Source organism: Pseudomonas sp. GW822-FHT05A08, assembly GCF_058800485.1.
On the sequence record NZ_CM179511.1, the window covers coordinates 2,028,286 to 2,050,655 of the forward strand.

Annotated in this window: 19 protein-coding genes and 1 pseudogene; all 20 read left to right on the forward strand. The window is 62.2% G+C overall.

Annotation, left to right across the window (positions count from 1 at the left end; translation table 11 throughout):
• The first annotated feature begins 19 nt into the window (after positions 1-19).
• The 20 genes and pseudogenes from AC3RCP_RS09160 (at position 20) to fliG (ending at position 22,367) form a co-directional block, all read left to right on the forward strand.
• Positions 20-2,968 carry a TIGR00180 family glycosyltransferase gene (locus tag AC3RCP_RS09160; protein WP_492569669.1) on the forward strand — a complete coding sequence of 983 codons (2,949 nt, stop codon included), beginning with the start codon at positions 20-22 and terminating at the stop codon, positions 2,966-2,968.
• Positions 2,969-2,998: 30 nt separating this feature from the next.
• Entirely contained in the window at positions 2,999-4,000 is a 1,002-nt protein-coding gene (gene pseB / locus AC3RCP_RS09165) for a UDP-N-acetylglucosamine 4,6-dehydratase (inverting) (RefSeq protein ID WP_009042721.1), read from the forward strand.
• On the forward strand, positions 3,997-5,169 hold the full coding sequence (gene pseC, locus AC3RCP_RS09170; protein ID WP_492569671.1) for a UDP-4-amino-4,6-dideoxy-N-acetyl-beta-L-altrosamine transaminase: 1,173 nt from the start codon (positions 3,997-3,999) through the stop codon (positions 5,167-5,169). Before pseB ends, pseC begins: the two co-directional genes overlap by 4 nt.
• Positions 5,166-5,873 carry a pseudaminic acid cytidylyltransferase gene (gene pseF / locus AC3RCP_RS09175; protein WP_492569673.1) on the forward strand — a complete coding sequence of 236 codons (708 nt, stop codon included), beginning with the start codon at positions 5,166-5,168 and terminating at the stop codon, positions 5,871-5,873. The genes pseC and pseF overlap by 4 nt, the downstream gene beginning before the upstream one ends.
• Positions 5,870-6,910 (forward strand): annotated as a pseudogene (gene pseG / locus AC3RCP_RS09180) (UDP-2,4-diacetamido-2,4,6-trideoxy-beta-L-altropyranose hydrolase); the annotation flags it as partial. The gene pseF and the pseudogene pseG, both read left to right, overlap by 4 nt.
• A gap of 85 nt (positions 6,911-6,995) precedes the next feature.
• Positions 6,996-8,048 (forward strand): pseudaminic acid synthase, encoded by a 1,053-nt coding sequence (gene pseI, locus AC3RCP_RS09185; RefSeq protein WP_492569675.1) that lies wholly within the window; start codon positions 6,996-6,998, stop codon positions 8,046-8,048.
• A gap of 223 nt (positions 8,049-8,271) precedes the next feature.
• Positions 8,272-9,198, forward strand: a complete 927-nt coding sequence (locus AC3RCP_RS09190; protein WP_101337166.1) for a ketoacyl-ACP synthase III — start codon at positions 8,272-8,274, stop codon at positions 9,196-9,198.
• A gap of 81 nt (positions 9,199-9,279) precedes the next feature.
• Entirely contained in the window at positions 9,280-10,572 is a 1,293-nt protein-coding gene (locus AC3RCP_RS09195) for a motility associated factor glycosyltransferase family protein (protein WP_492569677.1), read from the forward strand.
• Complete coding sequence (locus AC3RCP_RS09200; RefSeq protein WP_007922648.1) at positions 10,569-10,838, forward strand: hypothetical protein; 270 nt, start codon at positions 10,569-10,571, stop codon at positions 10,836-10,838. Before AC3RCP_RS09195 ends, AC3RCP_RS09200 begins: the two co-directional genes overlap by 4 nt.
• 251 nt (positions 10,839-11,089) lie before the next feature.
• Positions 11,090-11,941 carry a flagellin domain-containing protein gene (locus tag AC3RCP_RS09205; protein WP_007922647.1) on the forward strand — a complete coding sequence of 284 codons (852 nt, stop codon included), beginning with the start codon at positions 11,090-11,092 and terminating at the stop codon, positions 11,939-11,941.
• A 72-nt stretch (positions 11,942-12,013) separates the two neighbouring features.
• Positions 12,014-12,379, forward strand: coding sequence for a flagellar protein FlaG (locus AC3RCP_RS09210; protein WP_007922645.1), 366 nt, complete (start codon positions 12,014-12,016; stop codon positions 12,377-12,379).
• Between the two features lie 82 nt (positions 12,380-12,461).
• Complete coding sequence (fliD, locus tag AC3RCP_RS09215) at positions 12,462-13,880, forward strand: flagellar filament capping protein FliD (protein ID WP_007922643.1); 1,419 nt, start codon at positions 12,462-12,464, stop codon at positions 13,878-13,880.
• 128 nt (positions 13,881-14,008) lie between these two features.
• Complete coding sequence (gene fliS, locus AC3RCP_RS09220) at positions 14,009-14,404, forward strand: flagellar export chaperone FliS (protein ID WP_007922642.1); 396 nt, start codon at positions 14,009-14,011, stop codon at positions 14,402-14,404.
• A gap of 10 nt (positions 14,405-14,414) precedes the next feature.
• Positions 14,415-14,711, forward strand: coding sequence for a flagellar protein FliT (fliT, locus tag AC3RCP_RS09225; protein WP_007922640.1), 297 nt, complete (start codon positions 14,415-14,417; stop codon positions 14,709-14,711).
• A gap of 173 nt (positions 14,712-14,884) precedes the next feature.
• Positions 14,885-16,360 (forward strand): sigma-54 dependent transcriptional regulator, encoded by a 1,476-nt coding sequence (locus tag AC3RCP_RS09230; RefSeq protein ID WP_007922638.1) that lies wholly within the window; start codon positions 14,885-14,887, stop codon positions 16,358-16,360.
• Between the two features lie 110 nt (positions 16,361-16,470).
• Positions 16,471-17,682: a sensor histidine kinase gene (locus AC3RCP_RS09235; RefSeq protein ID WP_492569681.1), complete on the forward strand. Its 1,212-nt coding sequence runs from the start codon at positions 16,471-16,473 to the stop codon at positions 17,680-17,682.
• A 5-nt stretch (positions 17,683-17,687) separates the two neighbouring features.
• Positions 17,688-19,097, forward strand: a complete 1,410-nt coding sequence (locus AC3RCP_RS09240) for a sigma-54-dependent transcriptional regulator (protein WP_492569683.1) — start codon at positions 17,688-17,690, stop codon at positions 19,095-19,097.
• Between the two features lie 128 nt (positions 19,098-19,225).
• The gene (gene fliE / locus AC3RCP_RS09245) at positions 19,226-19,552 is read left to right on the forward strand and encodes a flagellar hook-basal body complex protein FliE (RefSeq protein WP_101337170.1); all 327 of its coding nucleotides are present in this window, start codon (positions 19,226-19,228) and stop codon (positions 19,550-19,552) included.
• 15 nt (positions 19,553-19,567) lie between these two features.
• Positions 19,568-21,355, forward strand: coding sequence for a flagellar basal-body MS-ring/collar protein FliF (fliF, locus tag AC3RCP_RS09250; protein WP_007922632.1), 1,788 nt, complete (start codon positions 19,568-19,570; stop codon positions 21,353-21,355).
• Positions 21,348-22,367 carry a flagellar motor switch protein FliG gene (gene fliG / locus AC3RCP_RS09255; RefSeq protein WP_007922630.1) on the forward strand — a complete coding sequence of 340 codons (1,020 nt, stop codon included), beginning with the start codon at positions 21,348-21,350 and terminating at the stop codon, positions 22,365-22,367. Before fliF ends, fliG begins: the two co-directional genes overlap by 8 nt.
• The last annotated feature ends 3 nt before the right edge of the window (positions 22,368-22,370 follow it).

Genomic DNA, 22,370 nt, shown 5'->3' on the forward strand with positions numbered 1-22,370 from the left:
CGGTTGTGGGGAAACACTGATGCAGGTTCAAGACAAGGCTCAAAACACTAGCGCACCGTTGAGCGAGCGTTTCACGCTGGTGGTGATGTCCCACAATCGCAAGGCGTTCTTGCGCCGCACCTTGCAGTACTACAGCACCTACCCCTGCAAGATCCTGGTGCTGGACTCTTCGCTGCACGCCGACGAAAGCCTGGCCGGGCAGTTCCCCCTGGTCGACTACCGGCATCTGCCGCAGTACACCTACAAGGGCCTGCAGGACAAGCTCACCTACGGTGTCGGGCAGGTGACCACGCCGTACATGGTATTTGCCGCCGACGACGACTTCCTGCTCCATGGCGCGCTGACCGAGTCGGTGGAGTTTCTCGAAGCCAACCCCGACTACGGCCTGTGCCATGGCTACGGGATGATGTACCTGGCCCGCGCCGCCGAGGTGAACTACTACCGGCGCGATTGCCGGGTGATCGAGGACTACGCCTCGGCAGATGCCGGCGAGCGGGTCATGGCGTTCATGAGCCATTTCCTGCCGCCGTTCTACGCGGTGACCCGCACCGACCTGCTGCAACAGTGGTACAGCCTGCTGCCGCCGGGGACCAGTTTCGAATGGCAGGAGATCGGCCATACCTTCTTCCTGCTGGCCTCGGCCAAGGCGCGGATCCTGCCGATCCCGTTCGCCGTGCGGGAAGTCAACTACAACGCCTCGGAGCACAACACCGATGTGTTGACGGTGCTGACCTACGGCGACGCCAAGTCGGTGGCCCAGCGCGAGGCGTTCGCCGGGTTCCTGGCGTCGTTGCCTACCGGCTTGAGCGGCCTGGACCCACAGCGGGCCAAACAGATTGCCCTGGACAGCTTCACGGCCATGGCCGAGTGCCTGCTCACCGGGCGCTCGCTCAACGGCAAGATGATTTTCCGTTCGGCCTGGCTCGAGCCGGGGGCCGAGCCGGTGCGTTCGTTCGGCCCGGAGCAGTTCGTCGAGATGCCGTTCTACAACAAGCCGATGTTCGACCTGTTGACCGAATTCGAATTCCTCATGCATGGGATGCCGGCCGGCCGCCTGCAACTGCAGGAACTCGAAGGCGTGCTGCTCAAGCAGCAGGAACTGATGCAGGTACAACCCAACGACACCGAGCGTACCCTGCGCAGCCGCCTGTGGGAGGCGCTGTCGTGCAACCTGTTCAACCTTGAGGTGGTCCGGCGTCTGGCGGCCTCGCTGCAGGCTTCCGCGGAGCAGGATTCCGAGGAGCAGAACGATGCCCGCAAATTGCAGGCCTGGGCCGAGCGCCTGGCGTCGCTGCCTTTCCAGGACAGCCCGGGGCTGCTGGAGAACATGCCTTCGGGGCGCCTGCTGACGTGGCTGGAGGCGCGCAACCCCGAGGCGCAGCAGCTCAAGGCGATCAACGAGCACCTGGCCCGGCACAACGGTGGCCCGAGCTTCGGCATCCTGCTGCTCGACCTAGACGCGGACATGGTCAAGCTGCAGGCGACCTTCGACAGCCTGGTCAACGGCCATTGCCGGTCTTTCCAGGTGGTGGTCTTCACCACGGGCGACCTGCCGGCGACCACCACCGCCCAGGACACCGTGCATTTCGTCAAGGTCAGCACCAGCAACTATGTGGAGCGCATCAACCAGATCGCGACGCAATCCTCCCGCGACTGGTTGCTCCTGGCCCGTGCCGGCGAGCGTTTCACCGCCAGCGGCCTGCTGCGCGCCAGCCTGGAACTGCTCGGCGCGCAAGGTTGCCGCGCGGTGGCCATGGACGAAATCCACTACGGCGCCGATGGCGCGCTGAAGGATGTGTTCCGCCCGGGCGTCAACCTCGACCTGCTGCAAAGCGTGCCGGACCTGATGGCCGGCCACTGGCTGATTCGCCGGGATGTGCTGGCGGCTGCCGGCGGCTATTCGACGGCCTTTCCACAAGCCATGGAATACGACCTGCTGCTGCGCCTGATCGAAGACGGCGGGCTGGCGGGCCTGGCCCACTTGGCCGAACCGCTGTTGATCGGCCAGGCCCCGACGGTGGAGGAGAACACCCAACAAAGCCAGGCGTTGACCCGTCATCTGGGCAACCGTGGCTACCGGGCCCAGGTCAGCGCGGCGCAGCCTGGGGTCTACCAGATCAACTACGGCCATGCCGAGCGTCCGCTGGCCTCGATCATCCTGCGCAGCGAGGACAATCTGGAGCAGCTGCAGCGTTGCCTGGTCAGCGTGCTGCAACGCACGCGCTACCAACGCTACGAAGTGGTCATCGCCGACAACCATAGCCAGTCCGAAGAGCTGGCCAACTGGCTCGCCAGCCTGGAGCAGAAGGGTGATCGTATCCGCGTGCTGCGCAGCCCGCGGCGCCTGAACGCCTCGGCGCTGTACAACGCGGCGAGCCAGGAGGCCCGGGGCGAGTACCTGGTGCTGCTGGCGGCCAACGGCGAAGTGGTCAATGCCGACTGGATGGAGAGTCTGCTCAATCAGGCGCAGCGGCCGGAAGTGGGGATTGTCGGTGCGCGCCTGGTCGACGCCAAGGGCGCGACCACCTCGGCTGGCCTGGTTCTCGGGTTGAACGGGCATCTGGGGGCGGCGTTCGCCGGTGAGCCGAAAGGCGCCAGCGGCTACCTGAATGGTTTGCTCGCCGAGCAGAACTATTCGGCGGTCTCCGGCGCCTGCCTGATGATTCGCAAGGAGGCCTACAACGCTGTCGGTGGCCTGGACGAAGAACACTTCGCCGAGGCATTCGCTGATGTCGACCTGTGCCTGAAAGTGGCCGATGCCGGCCTGTTGACGGTCTGGACCCCGCAGGTGCAGATCCTCCATCCGGGCATCCTGGCGGACGATACCCAGGTCGCGGCGGCGCTGCGTGACAAATGGCAGGCGCGCTTCGAACACGATGTGGCCTGCAACCAGAACCTGAGCCGGACCGGCAAGGGCTTCACTCCTGGCGCTCCTGCCAGTGTCGACTGGGCGCAGCTGCTCGCATAAGCCTGGCTGACAGGAAAAAGGACTCAAGACATGTTCAACGGCAAATCGATTTTCATCTCTGGCGGCACCGGCTCGTTCGGGCGCAATTTCATCCGGCGCCTGCTGGAGCAATACCAGCCCAAGCGGGTGGTGGTGTTCTCCCGCGATGAACTGAAACAGTACGAAATGCAGCAGACCTTCAATGCGCCCTGCATGCGTTATTTCCTCGGCGACGTGCGTGACGCCGAGCGTCTGCGCCAGGCCATGCGCGGGATCGACTATGTGGTGCACGCTGCGGCCCTGAAGCAGGTGCCGGCGGCGGAATACAACCCCACCGAGTGCATCCGCACCAACGTCAACGGCGCGGAAAACATCATTGCCGCGGCCATCGACAACGGCGTGAAGAAAGTCATCGCCCTGTCCACCGACAAAGCGGCGAGCCCGGTCAACCTGTACGGCGCGACCAAGCTGCTGTCGGACAAGTTGTTCGTCGCGGCGAACAATATCGCCGGCGACCAGCCGACCCGTTTTGCCGTGGTGCGCTACGGCAACGTAGCTGGCTCCCGGGGCTCGGTGGTGCCGTTTTTCAGCCAGCTGATCGCCGAAGGCGCCCGCGAGTTGCCGATCACCGACGCGCGCATGACCCGTTTCTGGATCACCCTGGATCACGGGGTGCAGTTCGTGCTCGACAGCTTCTCGCGCATGCATGGCGGTGAAGTCTTCGTGCCGAAGATCCCGTCGATCCGGATCGTCGACCTGGCGCGTGGCATGGCGCAAAACCTGCCGCACAAGCAGGTGGGCATTCGTCCGGGGGAAAAACTCCACGAGCTGATGGTGCCGCTGGATGACGCGCGCATGACCCTGGAGTTCACCGATCACTACACCATCCAGCCGTCGATCCGCTTTACCAACGTCAACGTCGACTTTGCCGTGGACGGCCTGGGCGAACAGGGGCGGCCGGTGGGCGAGGCGTTCGAATACCGCTCCGACACCAATCCGCATTTCCTCTCGGTGGGCCAGATCGCCGAGCTGCATGCCAGGTTGCCGGCATGATTCCCTACGGGCGCCAGAGTCTCGACCAGGCGGACATCGATGCGGTGGTCGCGGTGCTGCGGTCCGACTGGCTGACCCAGGGGCCGACCATCGAACGCTTCGAGCAGGCCATGGCCGCTCGCTGCGAGGCCGGCCATGGCGTGGCGGTGTGCAATGCCACGGCGGCCTTGCACATCGCCTGCCTGGCCGCCGGTCTGGGGCCGGGAGACCGGCTGTGGACCACGCCCAATACTTTCCTGGCCTCGGCCAACTGCGGACGTTATTGCGGCGCCGAGGTGGACTTCGTCGATATCGACCCGCACACCTGGAACATGGATGCCCGGGCGTTGGCGCATAAGCTTGAGGCCGCCGAGCGCACGGGCAGACTGCCCAAGGTGGTGGTGGCGGTGGCGTTTTCCGGGCAAAGCTGCGACATGCGTGCCATGGCGCAGCTGGCGCAGCGTTATGGCTTCGTGCTGATCGAGGATGCCTCCCACGCGGTGGGCGCCTCCTATGCCGGGCGGCCGGTGGGCTGTGGCGAATTCGCGGCGATGACGGTGTTCAGCTTTCATCCGGTGAAAATCATCACCAGCGCCGAGGGCGGCATGGTCCTGACCAACAGCCCGCAGTTGGCGGACCGCTTGCGCCGCTTGCGCAGCCACGGCATGACCCGCGACCCGGCGCAGATGACCGAGCCCAGCCACGGCCCCTGGTACTACCAGCAGACCGAGCTGGGTTTCAATTACCGCATCACCGATCTGCAGGCAGCCCTGGGCTTGTCCCAACTGGACAAGCTCGACGCTTTCATTGCCCGGCGCCGGCAGCTGGCGGCCCGTTATGACCGCCTGCTGGCCGATCTGCCGCTGACCCTGCCACAGGCTCAGGAGCAGGCGCAGTCGGCCTGGCATCTGTACGTGGTGCGCTTGCAGCCCGAGCGCATCCGCCGCACCCATCGCGAGGTGTTCGAGGCATTGCGCGAGGCCGGGGTCGGGGTCAATCTGCATTACATCCCGGTGCATCTGCAGCCGTATTACCGCGACCTGGGATTCACCGTGGGGGATTTCCCCGAGGCCGAGCGCTACTACGGCGAAGCCATCAGCCTGCCGCTGTTTCCGGCGCTGGACGATGAGCAGCAGACGTATGTGGTCGAGCAATTGCGCCAGCTTATCCAGGAGCCCGCCCAGCCTTGAGTGCCATCGCCATCATTCCCGCCCGTGGCGGCAGCAAACGCATAGCGCGCAAGAACCTCAAGCCGTTCGACGGCGTGCCGATGCTTGCCCGCTCGATTGCCACGGCGCTGCGCTGCGGGTTGTTCGATCAGGTGCTGGTCAGTACCGACGACCCGGAGATCGCCGAGCTGGCCAGGGCCAGCGGCGCCACGGTGCCATTCATGCGTCCGGCCGAGCTGGCGGACGATTTCACCGGCACCGGGCCGGTGATCGTGCATGCCTTGAATGCGTTGCGCGAGCGTGGCGAGACCTTCGATTACGCCTGCTGCATTTACGCCACCGCGCCCTTGTTGCAACTGCGCTACCTGCGCCAGGGCTTGGCGGCGCTGGAGGCTCAGCCTGAAAAGTCCTTCGCCTTTTCCGTGTGCAGCTTTGCGTTTCCGGTGCAGCGCGCCCTGACCCTGGACGAGCAGGGCGCGTTGACTGCGCTTTATCCGGAGTTTCGCAACACACGCTCCCAGGACCTGCCGCCGGCCTATCAGGACGCCGGGCAGTTCTATTGGGGGCGCAGCGAGGCCTGGTTGCGCGGCGACCTGGTGTTTTCCCCGCTCAGCCTGCCGGTGATCCTGCCGCGCCATCTGGTGCAGGACATCGACACCGAGGAAGACTGGCTGCGCGCGGAGTATCTGTACGCGGCGCTGAAAGCCGGTGGAGAGCTGGAGTGAGAGTGCTGATCCGGGCCGACGCCTCGCCGACCATTGGCAGCGGCCATATCGCCCGCTGCCTGACCCTGGCCAGGGCTTTGCGCGAGCTGGGCGCCACAGTGGCTTTCGCTTGCCGAAGCTTGCCCGGGCAGCAATTGGACCGCCTGGCCGGACTGGGTTTCCAGACGTTCGCCCTGCCGGCGAGTTATCCGGGTGAATGCGCGCAGGACATCGAGGCGCCCTTGCCCTGGCAGGCGGATATCGCCGCCTTGCGGGCAGCGTTGCAGGATCAGCCGCGATTCGATTGGGTGCTGGTCGATCACTATGGCCTCGACCGGCAGTGGCAGCAGGCGGCGCGGCAATGGGCGCCACGGATTGCCGCCATCGATGACCTGGCCAACCGGCGGCACGGGGTCGATCTGTTGCTCGACCAGAACTTCAGCGGCACGCCCCAGGCCTATGCCGGCCTGATCGACGCCGAGTGCCGGGCGTTGCTGGGGCCGCACTTCGCCTTGCTGCGCGAGGAGTTCCGTTGTCCGCCGATTGCCATTCGCGAGCGAGCGAGTCGGGTGCTGGTGAATTTCGGCGGCTTCGATGCGGCCAGCCAGACCCACAAGACGATGCTGGCCTTGAGTGCGTTCGACGACCTGCAGGTGGACTTTGTCGCCGGGGCCGGCAACCCGGCCTGGGCGCAGATGCAGGAACTGGCGGCCGGTCGCGGGCATTGGCGTTTGCACGCCTATGTCAGCGATTTTTCCCGCTTGATGGCCGAAGCGGACCTGTTTATCGGCGCCGGTGGCGGCACCAGTTGGGAGCGCGCCGCCCTGGGCCTGCCGACCCTGTGCATCAGCGTGGCCGGCAATCAAGAGGCCAATGCCCGGCTGCTGGCCGAGGCGGGCGCGCATGTCTACCTGGGGCCCAGCGAGCAGGTGAGTGTCGAGCTGATCCGCCAGGCGGTCGCGGCGCTCGTTGGCGATTACCCGTTGCGCCAGAGCCTGGCGCAGCGCTCCCGGCAACTGGTGGACGGGCAGGGTGCATCGCGGGTGGCGACAGCCCTGTTCGAGATGACCGGCAACCCATTGCGCCGCGTCGGTGATGCACCGGCCACTGGCGAATTTACGCGTGAATCGAAGGAAAACCCCAATGACTAGTTTCAACATCGGCTCGCGCTCGATCGGCGCCGGCTCGCCGCCGTTCATCATTGCCGAGATGAGCGGCAACCATAACCAGTCGCTGGACGTTGCCCTGCAGATCGTCGAGGCCGCGGCCAAGGCCGGCGCCCATGCCTTGAAGTTGCAGACCTATACCGCCGACACCATGACCCTGGACCTGGACCACGGCGAATTCTTCATCAAGGATCCGGCCAGTCTCTGGGCCGGCTCTTCGCTGTATGCCCTGTATGAAAAAGCCCACACACCCTGGCAGTGGCACGCACCGATCTTCGCCCGCGCCAGGGAACTGGGGATGCTGGCGTTCTCCACGCCGTTCGATGAGAGCGCGGTGGACTTCCTCGAAAGCCTCGAGGTGCCGGCCTACAAGATCGCCAGTTTCGAAAACACCGACCTGCCGCTGATTCGTCGGGTGGCGGCCACCGGCAAGCCGCTGATCATTTCCACCGGCATGGCCAGCATCGCCGAGCTGGACGAAAGCGTGCGCGCCGCCCGGGAGGCCGGCTGCAAGGATTTGGTGCTGCTCAAGTGCACCAGCACCTACCCGGCTTCGCCGGAAAACAGCAACATCCTGACCATTCCCCATCTGCGCCAGCTGTTCGGCTGCGAGGTCGGTTTGTCCGACCACTCCATGGGAGTCGGGGTTTCAGTGGCCGCCGTGGCGCTGGGCGCTACTGTGGTGGAGAAACACTTCACCCTTGACCGCGCCGCTGGCGGGGTGGATGCGAGTTTTTCCCTGGAACCGGCGGAGCTGCACAGCCTGGTGGTGGAAACCGAACGTGCCTGGCAGGCCCTGGGCCAGGTGCGTTACGGCGCGACCGAGGCCGAGCTGCAGTCGGTGTTGTACCGCCGTTCCCTCTATGTCACCCGCGATATGGCGGCGGGGGAGGTGTTCAGTAGCGATAACGTCCGGGCCATCCGTCCGGGCCTGGGGCTGGCCCCCAAGCACATCGACGCGGTCCTCGGGCGTTGCGCGCGCCAGACCCTCAAGCGCGGTACCGCACTGGATTGGGCATTTGTCGAATAGCCGTTTGTATGGCTGATTCGGCAAAATAGCGTGACCTGCGAGTCATAACGCGCATCTTCACTGTATTGTATTGATCGGGGAGATGGCGCCTGGCCGGTAAACGGCGCAGTGATAGCCTTTTATTCTTCCCGCTGTCGCCTGTCAGGGGCGCCAGGATGTCTGTTTGTCGGCAGCCCCGGTCCGGTGGTCGGGGTATTCAGCTGTTTATTATTGGGAAGCCGTAATGATTGGCATAAAGAGCATTGCGAGCTACGTGCCTGTAGCCGGCGTAGACAATTACGCACAAGGTGCAAAATTCGAGAAGGATGAAGAGTTCATCCTGGGCAAGATCGGTTCGGCCTTCCTGCCGCGCAAAGACGCCACGCAGGAAACCTCGGACCTGTGTGTCGAAGCAGTCAATGCGCTGTTCGCCAACAACCCGCAACTGTCGCGCGAGTCGATCGACGCGCTGATCGTCGTCACCCAGAACGGTGACGAAGAAGGCCTGCCGCACACCGCCGCCATCGTCCAGGACAAGCTGGGCCTGCCGACCCACGTCGCGGCCTTCGATATTTCCCTGGGCTGCTCCGGTTATGTCTATGGCATCTACGCGCTCAAGGGCTTCATGGAAGCCGCGGGCCTGAAGAACGGCCTGCTGGTCACCGCCGACCCTTACTCGAAGATCGTCGATCCGCAAGACCGCAACACCACCATGCTGTTCGGCGATGCGGCGACTGCTACCTGGATGTGCGAAGACGCTCCCTGGCAGCTGGGCAAGGCCAAATTCGGCACCGACGGTTCCGGCGCTCCGCACCTGAAAGTCACCGATGGCGTGTTTTTCATGAATGGCCGCCAAGTGTTCAATTTTGCCCTGCTGAAAGTCCCGGCGCATTTGAATGAGCTGCTGGATGAGTCCGGCCTGAAGGCGGAGCAGATCGATGCGTTCTGTATCCACCAGGGCAGTGCGGCGATCGTCGATGCCGTGGCGCGCCGTTTCGAAGGCGAGCCGGAGAAGTTCATCAAGGACATGGTCGAGACCGGTAATACTGTATCGTCGAGCATTCCGCTGCTGCTGGAAAAGCACGTGCTCGAGTCGAAGTGGCAACGTGTGGCCCTGAGTGGCTTCGGTGTAGGGCTGTCCTGGGGCTCGGCAATTATCTATCGCCCATGAGTTGATCCCGCGGCATCCAAAAATAGCGCCCAGGGTGTACCCTGAGCGCTATTTTTTTTGCATGAAGATAGGCGAGACAGCATGAGCGAAAGCTTCGAGGGCAATGCCCAGGCAATACAGGCTCGCTGGCCGCGACTGCTCGAGCGGTTGCTGGCGGAGGACAGTGCTGCGTTGCAGGCGGATCTGGTCGAAGGGCTGGGTTCGACCTTGAGTATTTCCGGCATTCAGCTCACCAGTCGCCACGATCGCACGGCGGAAGCACGAACCCAGGCGGCGAGCCTGCCGGCCGATAGCCCGGTGATCCATCTGTACGGCACCGGCTTGGGCGACTTGCAGCAGATACTGCTGGAAAACCCGGCGCTGCAACGCTTGCAGGTGCACATCTTGAACGGCGCGGTGTTTGCGCTGGTGCTGCAATTGCTCGATCAGCAGGCCTGGTTGAACGATCCTCGAGTGGAACTGAGTTATGCCGGCGATCTGGCGGAAATCCAGCTGCCGTTCTTCGCCTTGCCCTCCGAGCTGGTGCTGGCGGATGACTACAACGCCAAGATCCGCGATCGCCTGGTCAGTGAGGTGCACCTGGCCTTCAATAACCGCGACTTCGTGGTCGATTCCCCGGAGGTCGCCCAACGCCTGCAAGCGAGTGCCGAGCTGGTGGCCAGCGACAATGACGTGGCGCAGCTGTTCGGTAGCCAGCCGGGGCGCGAGATCTTTGTGATTGCCACCGGGCCGAGCCTGGAGCGGCATTTCGAACGCTTGCGCGAGATTCGCGCCCAGGCCCGGCGGCCCCTGTTTATCTGTGTCGATACCGCCTACCGACCATTGCTCAAACAGGGGATCGAGCCGGATATCGTGGTCAGCATCGATCACCGGATTTCCAGCCTGCACCTGCCGCCAGAAAAATCGGCAGCCATCACCCTGGTCTATCTGCCGATGGTCGACCCGCAGATTCTGGCGCTCTGGCAGGGACCGCGTTACGTAGGGTATTCCGCCAGCCCGATTTACACGCGGATACGCGAGCAATTGCCCAAGGCGCAGCTGTATGTCGGTGGCAGCGTGATTCATCCCGCGGTGGACCTGGCGGTAAAAATGGGCGCCGAGCAGGTCACCTTGTTCGGTGCCGACTTTGCCTTCCCGATGAACAAGACGCATGCCGGCTGGCTCGACGGCGAGTTGGGGCCGCAGCTGGGCGCGGCCCGGCACTGGGTGCTGGACGGGCATGGCCAGCGGGTCAGGACCCAACTCAATTTCCGCAGTTACCTGTGCGAGCTGGAGCGGTTTATCGCCGGTCATCCACGGGTGCGCTTCTATAACAGCAGTCGGGACGGGGCGATGATTGCCGGGACGACCTATCATCCGGAGTTCAGTCAATGAGCGCGATCGAGGGGCTGATCGCCCGCTTGCAGCAATGCGCCGAGGGCTTCCGCCTGGGGCACGATGTCGAGACGGCCGTGACCATGGTCCAGTTGATGGGGGCGATCCAGCCGCTGATCGATACCGCGCCGCCAGCGCAGCGCCAGGACTGGGAGACTTTGCTTGGCCTGATGTTCGAATGTCAGCAAGGGCAAAACTGGCTGGCCCTGGCCGACTACCTGCAATATGAATGCGTTGAAGTGCTGCGCTCCCTCTCTGCTGGCTGAGGCATTCCCTGCCTGCCCGGGTGATCTCCGCGCCCGGACCTTCTCCGGCATTTTCCTGGCGCCATTTTTCCACGTATTTAAAAATGCCGAGCCCTTGATTTACGGGGGGTGGCACGCTGATGGCAAATTTTTTTGAAAATCCCCTAAAGCAACTTGCATTGCCGACGATAACTATTACGAAGGTTCTCTAGGCCATACCCGGCGGTTGCCAGGGCCGGAAGCCGCAGTACCCAACCAACGAGGAATTCGTCATGGCTTTAACAGTAAACACTAACGTCACATCGTTGAACGTTCAGAAGAACCTGAACCGCGCTTCCGACGCTCTGTCGACTTCGATGACTCGCCTGTCTTCCGGCCTGAAAATCAACAGTGCAAAAGACGACGCCGCCGGCCTGCAAATCGCTACCCGTATGACTTCGCAGATCCGCGGTCAGACCATGGCGATCAAAAACGCCAACGACGGTATCTCCATCGCTCAGACCGCTGAAGGCGCGATGCAGGAATCCACCAACATCCTGCAACGTATGCGCGAACTGGCTATTCAATCGCGAAACGACTCCAACGGTACCGCTGACCGTGTTGCACTGAACAAAGAATTCGCTTCGATGTCGGACGAGCTGACTCGTATCGCCAAGTCGACCAACCTGAACGGCAAGAACCTGATCGACGGCAGTGCTGGCACCATGACCTTCCAGGTCGGTTCCAACACCGGTGCTACCAACCAGATCACCATCACTCTGGCCAGCGGCTTCGACGCTGCAACTCTGAGCGTAGGTTCTGCAACCATCGCCATCACCGGTAACAGCAGCGCCACCGCCGAAGCCAGCACCAAGGCTTCGATCGACGCAATCGAAAAGGCCCTGGCAACCATCAACTCCAGCCGTGCTGACCTCGGTGCTGCACAAAACCGTCTGACCAGCACCATTTCCAACCTGCAGAACATCAACGAAAACGCCAGTGCTGCACTGGGTCGCGTACAAGATACCGACTTCGCTGCTGAAACTGCGCAGATGACCAAGCAGCAGACTCTGCAACAAGCTTCCACCGCAGTTCTGGCCCAGGCCAACCAACTGCCGTCCGCTGTACTGAAACTGCTTCAGTAATAGCTGGCTAAGCTTTGGCGGGGGAGTGCGCTGGTCGCACTCTCTCGCTTTTTACTTTAAGAGGTGATGGACATGGATATGAGCATGAAGCTGAACTTGTCTTATCCAACAGCCAAGCCGGCAACGCCTGTTGCTGACAAGCCTGTGGAGAAGCCTCAAGCGGACGTTGTGGCGCTGTCGACTGTCAAGGAAGAGAGTAAGAGTGCGCAAACCGAGCAGGACAAACTGAAAATGGCCATTCAGGAAATTGAAAAGTTTGTGCAATCGGTCAAACGTAATCTGGAATTCTCTATCGACGAGCCTTCTGGCAAGGTCGTCGTCAAGGTCATTGCCAGCGACTCCGGTGAGGTGATTCGTCAGATCCCCAACGAAGAAGTCCTGAAGTTGGCCAATAGTTTGAATGATGCGAGCAGCTTGTTGTTCAGCGCTAAAGTCTGACAGCTGGCATGAAATTTGTTGCTATGTTCTTTTGGGCGTTGTAATGGTCAAAAGACCGGCGACACACTGAAGGGAGATCTCCATGGCAAGTCCAATTCTACCGGGTACCGGTCTAGGCTCCGGCCTCGATACTGGTGCTATCGTCAAAGCCTTGGTAAACGCTGACAAAGCGCCCAAGCAAGGTCAGATCGACCGGGGAACTGCGAACAACACCGCAAGCATCTCCGGCATCGGCACCTTGAAGTCTTTGTTGTCGACCTTTCGGACCACCATTACCGAACTCAGCAGCAAGACCAATCCGCAATTTCCCGGCTATGCCGCCACCACTTCCGACAACAAGTATGTAACGGCGGTCGCTGGCAACACCGCGGTCAACGGCAACTATGTCGTCTCGGTCGGCAATCTTGCGACCGCCTCGAAAGTCACCAGTGCTGCCTTCGCTGGTGGCGCTACCAGTGCTATTCCGACTGGTACCCTGAAAATCAGTCAAAATGGCACTAACTACAATCTCGATATAAAAGCTGGCGCTACCTTGCAGTCGGTACGTGACTCGATCAACGCCGACGCATCGCTCAAGAGCGCGGGTATCAGCGCGAACATCGTGACCGATTCCTTTGGATCGCGTTTGGTGGTGGGTTCGACCACTACCGGTGCGGGGTCCGATATTTCTCTGAGTGGCATTGCCGGTCTGGAAATCGACGGTAGCAACGTCGTGGGCGCTTCCGGTTCGCCGATGACCGCCACTTCCGCCGGTTCCATTGGTGCCCTGGCCAGGGATGCCAATTTCACTGTTGACGGCATGGCCTTGACCAGCAAGAGCAACGCCGTGGACAAGGCGGTTTCCGGGATGACCTTCAATCTGGTCGCGCCAGGCACCTCGACCATCACCGTCGCGGCCAATACCGATGGTTTGAAGGCTTCGATCCAGAAGTTCGTCGACGCCTACAACGCGGTGGCCAACAGTGTGACCGCGCTGACCAAGCCGTCCCTGGATGACAATGGCAAGCTGACTATCCCGGCGCAGCTGACCGGCGACTCGTTGCCGCGTTCGATCCTGGCGGCCATTCGTGCGCCGCTGTCTGAGGTCGGGTCTGGTGACAAGCTGACCGTTCTGTCGCAATTGGGGGTTACCACCAACCCGAAGACCGGTGCCCTGGATTTCGATTCCACCAAGTTCACCGCGGCGATGAACGACAAAAAGCTGGGTGGCGAGGTGCAGACCCTGTTCACCGGTGAAAACGGCCTGCTAAGCCGCATGGACGACGCCATCAAGCCTTTTGCCCAGACTGGCGGTGTTCTCGATCAGCGCACCACTGAGCTGAACAAGGCCAAGGCCAAGCTGACCCTGGATCAGGAGGCCCTGGATCGTCGTATCGAAACTCTGACGACGGTACTGACCAAGAAGTACAACGACATGGACACCCTGGTGGGCAAGTTGAAAGCCACCGCGAGCAACATCACCTCGATGTTCGAGGCATTGACTGCGCAACAGAAAGGCTGATTGATACCAGGCGCCAAAAGCTCGGCAACGTTTGTAGCGTTCCGGGCTTTTGGCTTTTGATCTAAAGTTTTTTGACGCCCGGTCGATACGCTGGTTATACGAACCCTTGAGTTTTGATGAGGTAGAACATGAATCCGATGTTAGCCCTTCGGCAATACCAGAAGATTGGTGCCCAGGCGCAGACTTCCGAAGCCAGCCCCCATCGTCTGGTGCAGATGCTGATGGAAGGCGGCCTGGATCGTATCGCCCAGGCCAAGGGGGCGATGGAGCGCAAGGATATTCCCGGCAAGGGTGTGTTCATCAGCAAGGCCATCGGCATTATCGGCGGCTTGCGTGAAGGGCTCGATCTGGAAAACTCACTCGACACCCTGGGCGATCTGGATGGCTTGTACACCTACATGATGACGCGCCTCACCGAGGCGAACATCAAGACCGATCCAAAGATTCTCGACGAGGTCGCCGATCTGCTGCGCACCGTCAAGGAAGGCTGGGATGCCATCGCTGCGCCGGGTCCGCAGTTCTAAGGAGATCACCATGAGTCTTGTATTGCAGCGCATCGAAGAAACCCGTGAAGCACTGGTCGCCGCCCTGGCCGAGCGTAATTGGGAAGCGATCGGTCAGTTGGATCTGGCCTGCCGTTCCTGCATGGAAGACATCTTGAGTGAAGCTCCGGAAGATGAAGCCGCGTTGCGCGAGAATTTGCAGGAACTGTTGGGGGTTTATCGGCAGCTTCTTGAAGTGACGACAGGGGAGCGTCAGGCGATAGTCGACGAGATGTCGCAGATCCATCAAGCACAGAACGCGGCAAAGGTTTACCATCTGTTCGGTTAATTAACCCCTAAGTTAATCCGAATCCAGTGCGCCATAAATTTGACTGTGCACGCTTTTTTGACTTAACTAGTGGCTGTTTTCAGATTTCAGACGTCTATCAGGCTCAAAATGCCTACAAGCGTCTAGCTTGCCCTGATTCCGGGCATTGAGTTGACTAGGGAAGTTGCTATTGCATGTGGCGTGAAACCAAAATTCTGCTGATTGATGACGATAGCGTCCGCCGCCGCGACCTGGCGGTGATTTTAAATTTTCTTGGCGAAGAAAATTTACCCTGCGGTAGCCATGACTGGCAGCAGGCTGTCGGCTCATTGTCATCCAGTCGTGAAGTAATCTGTGTCCTCATCGGGACTGTAAATGCTCCTGGTGCACTTTTGGGCCTGTTAAAGACACTCTCAACCTGGGATGAGTTCCTTCCAGTTTTGTTAATGGGCGATAATTCTTCCATTGACTTGCCGGAAGACCAGCGTCGTCGAGTGCTTTCCACCCTGGAAATGCCACCCAGCTACAGCAAGTTGCTCGATTCCCTGCATCGCGCCCAGGTCTATCGTGAGATGTACGACCAGGCCCGTGAGCGCGGTCGCCATCGCGAACCCAACCTCTTTCGCAGTCTGGTCGGCACCAGCCGGGCGATCCAGCATGTCCGGCAGATGATGCAGCAAGTGGCCGATACCGACGCCAGCGTGCTGATCCTCGGCGAGTCCGGGACTGGCAAGGAAGTGGTGGCGCGTAACCTGCACTATCACTCCAAGCGTCGCGAAGCGCCGTTCGTGCCCGTCAACTGTGGTGCGATTCCGGCCGAGTTGCTGGAGAGCGAACTGTTCGGCCATGAGAAGGGCGCCTTCACCGGGGCCATCACCAGCCGTGCCGGGCGTTTCGAGCTGGCCAACGGCGGCACCCTGTTCCTCGACGAAATCGGCGATATGCCGCTGCCGATGCAGGTCAAGCTGTTGCGCGTGCTGCAGGAGCGTACCTTCGAGCGCGTGGGCAGCAACAAGACCCAGAGCGTCGATGTGCGGATTATCGCCGCGACTCACAAGAACCTCGAGAGCATGATCGAGGTCGGCAGTTTCCGCGAAGACCTGTACTACCGCCTGAACGTGTTCCCGATCGAGATGGCGCCGCTGCGTGAGCGGGTGGAAGACATTCCGCTGCTGATGAACGAGCTGATCTCGCGTATGGAGCACGAGAAGCGCGGTTCGATCCGCTTCAACTCCGCGGCGATCATGTCGCTCTGCCGCCATGGCTGGCCGGGCAACGTCCGCGAGTTGGCCAACCTGGTGGAGCGCATGGCGATCATGCATCCCTACGGCGTGATCGGCGTGGTCGAATTGCCGAAGAAATTCCGCTATGTCGACGACGAAGACGAGCAGTTGGTGGACAGCCTGCGCAGTGATCTGGAAGAGCGGGTGGCGATCAATGGCCATACGCCGGACTTCGCCGCCACCGCCATGCTGCCGCCGGAAGGCCTGGACCTGAAGGACTACCTCGGTGGTCTGGAGCAGGGCCTGATCCAGCAGGCGCTCGACGACGCCAATGGCATTGTCGCGCGGGCTGCGGAGCGCCTGCGTATCCGCCGCACCACGCTGGTGGAAAAAATGCGCAAGTACGGCATGAGCCGTCGCGAGGGTGATGAACAGGCGGATGATTGACGCCTGTTTTTTAACCTGTTGAAAACCGGGCGGTTTTTTTCCGGCACGGGTATTGCTAAGTCTCTCTCAACGTTCCGTTTAACTGACGGTCAGCCACGCGAGAGAGCACGATGCCCCAAGCCGCCCAGATGTCTCCTGTTCCTGAAAGCCAGGGGCAAACGTCGTCCGTAGAGCAGGCAAGCCGGCTTGGCCTTGAGCAGGCGTTCGCCTTGTTCAACCAGATGTCGAGCCAGCTTACCGACTCCTACAGCATGCTTGAGGCTCGGGTGACCGAGCTCAAGGGCGAACTGGCCGTGGTCAGCGCCCAGCGCATGCAGGAGCTGGCGGAAAAAGAGCGTCTGGCCAACCGCCTGCAAAACCTCCTCGATCTGTTGCCTGGCGGCGTCATTGTCATCGACGCCCAGGGCATTGTCCGCGAAGCCAATCCTGCCGCTTGCGACCTGCTGGGCCTGCCTCTCGAGGGCGAGCTCTGGCGGCATGTCATCGCTCGTTGTTTCGCGCCACGGGAAGACGACGGCCATGAGATCTCGTTGAAGGATGGGCGGCGGCTGTCGATCGCCACCCGTTCGCTGGATGCCGAGCCGGGCCAATTGGTGCTGCTCAACGACCTGACTGAAACCCGTCACCTGCAAGATCAACTGGCCCGCCATGAGCGCCTGTCGTCCCTGGGACGCATGGTGGCGTCCCTGGCGCATCAGATCCGTACGCCATTGTCCGCCGCACTGCTGTATGCCAGTCACCTGACCGAGCAGGCACTGCCTGTCGCCACCCAGCAGCGCTTTGCCGGGCGGCTGAAGGAGCGCTTGCATGAGCTGGAGCATCAGGTCCGCGACATGCTGGTGTTTGCCCGGGGCGAGTTGCCGCTGACCGATCGCGTGACGCCCAAGGCGTTGTTGCAGTCGTTGCAGGCGGCGGCCCTGACCCATGTGCAGGACGTGCCCGTGCGCTGGCAGTGCGACAGCCATGCGGGCGAGTTGCTGTGCAGTCGCGACACGCTGGTGGGGGCGGTGCTCAACCTGATCGAGAACGCGATCCAGGCCAGTGCCGGCCAGGTGCGCCTGAAGGTCCATCTTTATACCCGTGGCAACAGCTTGCGATTGTGCATCAGCGATAGCGGCAGCGGTATCGACGCTGCGGTACTGGCGCGTTTGGGTGAACCGTTTTTCACCACCAAGACCACGGGAACCGGACTGGGGCTGACAGTCGTCAAGGCGGTGGCGCGTGCCCACCAGGGAGAATTGCTGCTGCGCTCGCGTCCTGGGCGCGGTACATGTGCGCTGGTGGTTCTGCCACTGTTCTGCGGCGCTCAAGGAGTGGAGTGAAGGTAATGGCAATCAAGGTTCTACTGGTTGAAGACGATCGCGCCCTGCGCGAAGCCCTGGCGGATACGCTGCTGTTGGCCGGTCATGACTACAAGGCGGTCGGCAGTGCGGAGGAAGCGCTGGAGGCGGTGTCTGGCGAGTCGTTCAGCCTGGTGGTCAGCGACGTCAACATGCCGGGCATGGACGGTCATCAGTTGCTGGGCGTGCTGCGTGCGCGCCAGCCGCAATTGCCGGTATTGCTGATGACCGCCCATGGCGCGGTCGAGCGTGCGGTCGATGCCATGCGTCAAGGCGCCGCCGACTACCTGGTCAAGCCCTTCGAGCCCAAGGCCCTGCTGGATCTGGTGGCGCGACATGCCCTGGGTTGCCTTGGGGCTGCCGAGGGCGAAGGGCCGGTGGCATTCGAGCCGGCCAGCGCTCAACTGCTCGAACTGGCGGCGCGGGTCGCTCGCAGCGATTCCACCGTATTGATCTCGGGCGAGTCCGGTACCGGTAAAGAGGTGCTGGCGCGTTACATCCACCAGCAGTCCCATCGCTCCAGCCAGCCCTTTATCGCTATCAACTGCGCGGCGATTCCGGACAACATGCTCGAAGCCACGCTGTTCGGTCACGAGAAGGGCGCCTTTACCGGCGCCATCGCCGCCCAGCCCGGCAAGTTCGAACAGGCCGATGGCGGTACCCTGCTGCTGGACGAGATTTCCGAAATGCCCCTGGCCCTGCAGGCCAAGCTGCTGCGGGTGCTGCAGGAGCGCGAAGTCGAGAGGGTAGGGGCGCGCAAGCCCATCGCCCTGGATATCCGGGTGGTGGCGACCACCAACCGCGACCTGGCCGGCGAAGTGGCGGCGGGGCGGTTCCGGGAAGACCTTTACTATCGGCTGTCGGTATTCCCGCTGGCCTGGCGCCCGCTGCGCGAGCGTACCGCCGATATCCTGCCGCTGGCCGAGCGCCTGCTGGCCAAGCACGTCAATAAAATGAAACACGCCGCCGCGCGGCTGTCGGCCGAAGCGCAGGCGTGCCTGCTCGGTTATCCATGGCCGGGCAACGTGCGCGAACTGGACAACGCCATTCAGCGCGCACTGATCCTGCAGCAGGGTGGCCTGATCCAGCCGGAAGATTTCTGCCTGGGCGGACCGCTGGCCTGTGCGCCGCTGCCTGCCATGGCGCCCGCCGCGGTGGCGACGGTGCGCAGTGCGCCGGTGGAGGCCGAGCTGCCGCCAGCCGAGTCGGCGGGGGCCTTGGGCGACGATCTGCGGCGTCGGGAGTTCCAGATGATCATCGACACCTTGCGCACCGAGCGCGGCCGACGCAAGGAGGCGGCCGAGCGCCTGGGTATCAGCCCGCGAACCTTGCGCTACAAGTTGGCGCAAATGCGCGATGCCGGAATGGATGTCGAGGCGTATCTGTTTGCAACATGAGTCGTTTAAGGCTGAAGCCATGCAGGCTTTTGTTCGGTGTCGCCGCGGAGCTGGCACCCTTGTTGCTAACACCTCACTAACCGCTGCGTGAGTGTCAAAAAATTGCGGGTCGTCGGAGAGAGTAGACCATGAGCCAAGGTATTGAATTTAATCGGTTGATGTTGGACATGCGGGCCATGCAAATGGACGCCATGGCCCAGCCAAAATCGGCCGCGGTGTCGCAGGTGAGCGGCAGCAGTTTTTCCGACATGCTTGGGCAGGCGGTGAACAAGGTCAACGACACTCAGCAGGCGTCCAGCCAGCTGGCCAGTGCCTTCGAGATCGGCAAGAGCGGTGTCGACCTGACCGACGTGATGATTTCCTCGCAGAAGGCCAGTGTGTCCTTCCAGGCGTTGACCCAGGTGCGCAACAAGCTGGTTCAGGCGTACCAAGACATCATGCAGATGCCGGTTTAAGGACGAGATTGAGTCATGGCAGAAGCAGTCGCCGATAACGTACCGGCCAAGGCCACTCCGACAGAAGGCAAGCCGCCGCTGTTCGGGTTGTCCTTTCTGGAAAACCTCTCCGAGATGACCATGTTGCGTCAGGTTGGCCTCATGGTCGGTCTGGCTGCCAGCGTGGCGATTGGTTTTGCCGTGGTGTTGTGGTCCCAGCAACCCGATTACCGTCCGTTGTACGGCAGCCTTGCCGGCATGGACGCCAAGCAGGTCATGGACACCCTGGCCTCCGCCGACATTCCCTACACCGTCGAACCCAACTCCGGTGCCTTGCTGGTCAAGGCCGACGACCTGTCGCGCGCGCGCCTCAAGCTGGCCGCTGCCGGCGTGGCTCCGGGCGACGGCAATATCGGTTTCGAGATTCTCGATAAAGAGCAGGGCCTGGGCACCAGCCAGTTCATGGAGGCGACCCGCTACCGTCGCGGCCTGGAAGGCGAGCTGGCGCGGACCATTTCCAGCCTGAACAACGTCAAGGGCGCACGCGTGCACCTGGCGATTCCGAAAAGCTCGGTGTTCGTGCGCGACGAGCGCAAGCCCAGCGCTTCGGTACTGGTCGAGCTGTATTCCGGCCGTTCGCTGGAACCGGGCCAGGTGGTGGCCATCGTCAATCTGGTGGCGACCAGCGTTCCCGAGTTGAGCAAGTCGCAGATCACCGTGGTCGACCAGAAGGGCAACCTGCTCTCCGACCAGGCGGAAAACTCCGAACTGACCATGGCCGGCAAGCAATTCGACTACAGCCGCCGCATGGAAAGCATGCTGACCCAGCGTGTGCACAACATCCTGCAGCCGATCCTCGGCAACGACCGCTATAAGGCTGAAGTGTCCGCCGATGTGGACTTCAGTGCTGTCGAGTCGACCTCCGAACAGTTCAACCCGGACCAGCCGGCCTTGCGCAGCGAGCAGTCGGTCAACGAACAACGCTCCAGCAGCCTGGGCCCGCAAGGCGTTCCTGGCGCCCTGAGCAACCAGCCGCCGTCGCCGGCCAGCGCACCGCAGACCACCGGTGGCGCCACCGCTGCCGCCGGCATGGTGCAGCCAGGCCAGCCGCTGCTGGATGCCAACGGCCAGCAGATCATGGACCCGGCCACCGGCCAGCCGATGCTGGCGCCGTACCCGAACGACAAGCGTCAACAATCCACCAAGAACTTCGAACTGGATCGCTCCATCAGCCACACCAAGCAACAGCAGGGGCGTCTGAACCGGCTGTCGGTGGCGGTGGTGGTGGACGATCAGGTCAAGGTCAATCCGGCCAACGGCGAAACCAGCCGTGCGCCGTGGAGCGCCGACGAATTGGCGCGCTTTACCCGCCTGGTGCAGGACGCCGTGGGCTTCGACGCCAGCCGTGGCGACAGCGTCAGCGTGATCAACGTGCCGTTCTCGGCCGATCGCGGCGAGGTGATCGCCGACATTCCGTTCTACTCGCAGCCCTGGTTCTGGGACATCGTGAAGCAGGTCCTGGGTGTGCTGTTTATCCTGGTCCTGGTGTTCGGCGTGTTGCGTCCGGTGCTCAACAACATCACCGGTGGCGGCAAGGGCAAGCAACTGGCGGGTCTGGGCAGCGATGTCGAACTCGGCGGCATGGGCGGCCTGGATGGCGAGCTGGCCAACGATCGCGTCAGCCTCGGCGGCCCGCAAAGCATCCTGCTGCCTAGCCCGAGCGAAGGCTATGACGCACAGTTGAACGCAATCAAGAGTCTGGTGGCAGAAGACCCGGGTCGAGTGGCCCAGGTCGTGAAAGAGTGGATTAACGCAGATGAGTGATAACCGAGCCGCTACCGCCAAACTGACCCGGGTCGACAAGGCCGCGATCCTGCTGCTGTCCCTGGGTTCCACCGACGCCGCGCAGGTGCTGCGCCACATGGGCCCCAAAGAGGTCCAGCGAGTGGGCGTGGCCATGGCGCAGATGGGCAACGTGCATCGCGAGCAGGTCGAGCAGGTGATGAGCGAGTTCGTCGACATCGTCGGCGACCAGACCAGCCTGGGCGTGGGCTCCGACGACTATGTGCGCAAGATGCTCACCCAGGCCCTGGGCGAGGACAAGGCCAACGGCCTGATCGACCGCATCCTGCTGGGTGGCAACACCAGCGGCCTGGACAGCCTGAAGTGGATGGAACCGCGCGCCGTGGCGGACGTGATCCGTTACGAGCACCCGCAGATCCAGGCGATCGTGGTGGCGTACCTCGATCCGGACCAGGCGGGCGAAGTGCTTGGCAACTTCGACCACAAGGCGCGCCTGGACATCATCCTGCGGGTTTCCTCGCTCAATACCGTGCAGCCGGCCGCCCTGAAAGAACTCAACCAGATTCTCGAGAAGCAGTTCGCCGGCAACTCCAACGCCTCGCGTACCACCCTGGGTGGTATCAAGCGCGCTGCCGACATCATGAACTTCCTCGACAGCTCGATCGAAGGCCAGTTGATGGACTCGATCCGCGAAGTCGACGAAGACCTGTCCGGCCAGATCGAAGACCTCATGTTCGTGTTCAACAACCTCGCCGATGTCGACGACCGCGGCATCCAGGCATTGCTGCGCGAAGTGTCTTCCGACGTGCTGGTCCTGGCCCTCAAGGGGTCGGACGAAGGCGTCAAGGAAAAGATCTTCAAGAACATGTCCAAGCGGGCTGCCGAACTGCTGCGCGACGACCTCGAGGCCAAGGGCCCGGTGCGCGTCAGCGATGTGGAAACCGCGCAGAAGGAAATCCTCACCATTGCCCGCCGTATGGCCGAAGCCGGAGAAATCGTTCTCGGCGGGAAGGGCGGCGAAGAAATGATCTAAGGT

Excerpts from the sequence above, each read along its gene's own strand:
- fliG (WP_007922630.1), top strand. The coding sequence starts at position 21,348 with ATGAGTGATAACCGAGCCGCTACCGCCAAACTGACCCGGGTCGACAAG.
- AC3RCP_RS09210 (WP_007922645.1), top strand. The coding sequence starts at position 12,014 with ATGGATATGAGCATGAAGCTGAACTTGTCTTATCCAACAGCCAAGCCG.
- fliS (WP_007922642.1), top strand. The coding sequence starts at position 14,009 with ATGAATCCGATGTTAGCCCTTCGGCAATACCAGAAGATTGGTGCCCAG.
- fliT (WP_007922640.1), top strand. The coding sequence starts at position 14,415 with ATGAGTCTTGTATTGCAGCGCATCGAAGAAACCCGTGAAGCACTGGTC.
- pseI (WP_492569675.1), top strand. The coding sequence starts at position 6,996 with ATGACTAGTTTCAACATCGGCTCGCGCTCGATCGGCGCCGGCTCGCCG.
- fliF (WP_007922632.1), top strand. The coding sequence starts at position 19,568 with ATGGCAGAAGCAGTCGCCGATAACGTACCGGCCAAGGCCACTCCGACA.
- AC3RCP_RS09235 (WP_492569681.1), top strand. The coding sequence starts at position 16,471 with ATGCCCCAAGCCGCCCAGATGTCTCCTGTTCCTGAAAGCCAGGGGCAA.
- AC3RCP_RS09240 (WP_492569683.1), top strand. The coding sequence starts at position 17,688 with ATGGCAATCAAGGTTCTACTGGTTGAAGACGATCGCGCCCTGCGCGAA.
- AC3RCP_RS09195 (WP_492569677.1), top strand. The coding sequence starts at position 9,280 with ATGAGCGAAAGCTTCGAGGGCAATGCCCAGGCAATACAGGCTCGCTGG.
- AC3RCP_RS09205 (WP_007922647.1), top strand. The coding sequence starts at position 11,090 with ATGGCTTTAACAGTAAACACTAACGTCACATCGTTGAACGTTCAGAAG.
- fliE (WP_101337170.1), top strand. The coding sequence starts at position 19,226 with ATGAGCCAAGGTATTGAATTTAATCGGTTGATGTTGGACATGCGGGCC.
- fliD (WP_007922643.1), top strand. The coding sequence starts at position 12,462 with ATGGCAAGTCCAATTCTACCGGGTACCGGTCTAGGCTCCGGCCTCGAT.
- AC3RCP_RS09190 (WP_101337166.1), top strand. The coding sequence starts at position 8,272 with ATGATTGGCATAAAGAGCATTGCGAGCTACGTGCCTGTAGCCGGCGTA.
- AC3RCP_RS09200 (WP_007922648.1), top strand. The coding sequence starts at position 10,569 with ATGAGCGCGATCGAGGGGCTGATCGCCCGCTTGCAGCAATGCGCCGAG.
- pseC (WP_492569671.1), top strand. The coding sequence starts at position 3,997 with ATGATTCCCTACGGGCGCCAGAGTCTCGACCAGGCGGACATCGATGCG.
- AC3RCP_RS09230 (WP_007922638.1), top strand. The coding sequence starts at position 14,885 with ATGTGGCGTGAAACCAAAATTCTGCTGATTGATGACGATAGCGTCCGC.
- AC3RCP_RS09160 (WP_492569669.1), top strand. The coding sequence starts at position 20 with ATGCAGGTTCAAGACAAGGCTCAAAACACTAGCGCACCGTTGAGCGAG.
- pseB (WP_009042721.1), top strand. The coding sequence starts at position 2,999 with ATGTTCAACGGCAAATCGATTTTCATCTCTGGCGGCACCGGCTCGTTC.